This window comes from Rathayibacter sp. AY1A5, assembly GCF_002930875.1.
GTDB lineage: Bacteria > Actinomycetota > Actinomycetes > Actinomycetales > Microbacteriaceae > Rathayibacter.
Genome location: NZ_PSTM01000048.1, coordinates 1 through 2286, shown reverse-complemented (window position 1 = coordinate 2286; position 2286 = coordinate 1). Strand labels below are relative to the sequence as shown.

Below are 2286 nucleotides of genomic sequence, written 5' to 3'. Positions count from 1 at the left end.
ACCGGGGACAGGGGCGGACCGGGGACAGGGGCGGACCGGGACGCGGGCGGACCGGGACGCGGTGGCCGACGCCCCGAAGCGCCGAAGCACCACGGGACACGGGGCTCGAGGCTCGGAGCTCCGGGACATGGGGCTCGGAGCTCGGGGCTCGGGGCTCGAGGCTCGAGGCTCGAGGCTCGAGGCTCGACGAAGCGCGAACGTGCCGACGGACCTCGCGGCGCCGGAGGTGCGAGAGCGCGAGGGCGCCTGGGCGTGTCCAGGCACGGCGATGCACCGCCTCGCGGCCGACGGAGTGTCGGATCGCCCGGCAGGTCGGGCTGCGGATCAGAACGGCGGAGACGCGTCCACGAACCGCGGCCGCGTCGGCGACAGCAGCGATGGCGACGGTCGAGGTGACGACGGTCGCGATGACCTCAGCTGCGATGACGAGGATCGTGGTGACAGCGGGTGCGGCTGCTGCTCCGGCTGCGGCTCCGGCTCCGGTTCTTGCGCCGACTGCGGCGTCGGTCGTCGCGTGGGCGGCAGCGGAGCCCCGGGCAGCGCCCGCGGTCGGTCGGTGATCCGTCGGCCGGTGGGGGTCGTCCAGACGACGGTGCCGTCCGGATGGAGGGTGTAGGTCCAGCGGTCGCCGTGGCGGACGTGGTGGTGCGCGACGCAGAGCGAGGCCAGGTTGCCGAGGGCGGTCTCGCCTCCGTTCCGCCACTCGAGGGTGTGGTCGGCCTCCGCCGTCGAGGCCGCGCGGGTGCAGCCGGGGAACCGGCAGGTCCGGTCGCGCAGCTGCAGCTGGAGGCGCATCCGAGGGGGCGGGACGCGGAGGGTCCTGCCGACCGACGTCACCACTCCCGTGTCCGGATCGGTCAGCACCCGCGTGAAGGCGGCCGCCGTGCGCACGAGCTCCCGGGCGATGTCGGCGGGGACGAGACCGTAGCCGTCGAGTTCGGCCGGCGCGTCGTCGAGGCCGACGGCGGTGCTGGCGGCCAGGGTGAGGCGCACGTCGGCGCGGACTCCGGAGACCGAGGCGTGGATTCCGGAGCCCGAGGCACGGACGGCGCTCGCTCCTTCTCCCGAGGATCCGTCTGCGGAGATGTCGCCGTCGATGAGCAGATCGACGAGCGCGTCGGCCCGCAGCTGCGCGAGCGTCCGGCCGTCGCCGAGGGAGATGTCAGCGTCTCCACCGGCGCCGCCACCCGTCTCCGCGCCGAGCCCGGCACCGGCACCAGCACCAGCACCAGCACCGGCACCAGCACCAGCACCAGCACCAGCACCAGCACCAGCACCAGCACCAGCACCAGCGTCCGTCCGTGCGCCGACTGCCACCGGAGCATCGCCACGGGCACCAGCACCGCTCTGTGCAGTCGCAGTCGCAGTCGCAGTCGCACTCGCACTCGCACTCCCACTCGCACTCGCACTCGCACCTGCACCTGCACCTGCACCTGCACCTGCACCTGCACCTGCACCGAACCCGATCCCCGCCGCGTCCGCCCCGTCGCGGAGCGAGCGGGCGATCCGGTCGAGACGGTTGTAGGCGCCGACCGCGACCGGGGCCGGCAGCAGGGCGCAGAGCGTGGCCATGCCGTCGGCCTCGGCTCCGAGCCACACGCTGCGGTCCTCTCGGGCGCGGGCGTGGCGTTCGGTGAACGGCTGCTCGTGCAGCTCGTCGCGCAACCGCGCCACGGTCCGGCGGAGCTGGGTGGGCGTCTGCGTGAGCGCCGCGGCGGCCGCCCGCTCGTCGAAGGGCGCGCGCGACGGAGCGGGGAGGGTCGCGGCGGCGGCGCAGACGACCTCGCCGGCCTCCCAGAGGATCCGGGCCTCGGCCAGGAGGGCACGGGTCGCCGGGAGGTCCTCGATGAGGAGCCGAGCATGCTCGAGACGTCGAGACGCCGCGCGCTCCGACATCCCGAGCGCCGTCGCGAACTCGGCTCGGATCGAGCGCTCCACGAGGTCTCCCGCCTCGCTCCGGGAGAGACGGCTCCCCCGCGCGAACGACTCCGGCACGAGCAACGCCGCCCCGTAGGCCGTGTGCAGGGCGACGGCTCCCGCGAGCAGCACCGGTGCCGAGGAGCGGGCGAGCCCCGCCGCGAGACCGGCGAGCGCGCGCACCGCGTCGAGCGTCTGCGTCGTCTCGCCCGCCTGCACCGCCTCGACCGCCTGCATCGCGTCACCCGAACTTCTCATACATGTATTGAATCAGCGACCACCGACATCGGGCCGGGCCCGTGACCAGGATCGGGACAACGGAGCCGGTACCCCGCCTGTGGAGGGACGAACCGCCGGCGAGCGCGGGCT

General features: G+C 74.5%; 1 protein-coding gene. It reads right to left on the bottom strand.

What is annotated here, in order from left to right; translation table 11 throughout:
* Nucleotides 1-324: 324 nt before the first annotated feature.
* Nucleotides 325-2175 (bottom strand): HNH endonuclease signature motif containing protein, encoded by a 1851-nt coding sequence (locus C5B98_RS16485; protein ID WP_104328124.1) that lies wholly within the window; start codon nucleotides 2173-2175, stop codon nucleotides 325-327.
* Nucleotides 2176-2286 lie beyond the last annotated feature (111 nt).

What these genes read in the sequence shown, in the direction of transcription:
- C5B98_RS16485 (WP_104328124.1), bottom strand. Translation starts at nt 2,175, where the DNA reads ATGAGAAGTTCGGGTGACGCGATGCAGGCGGTCGAGGCGGTGCAGGCG.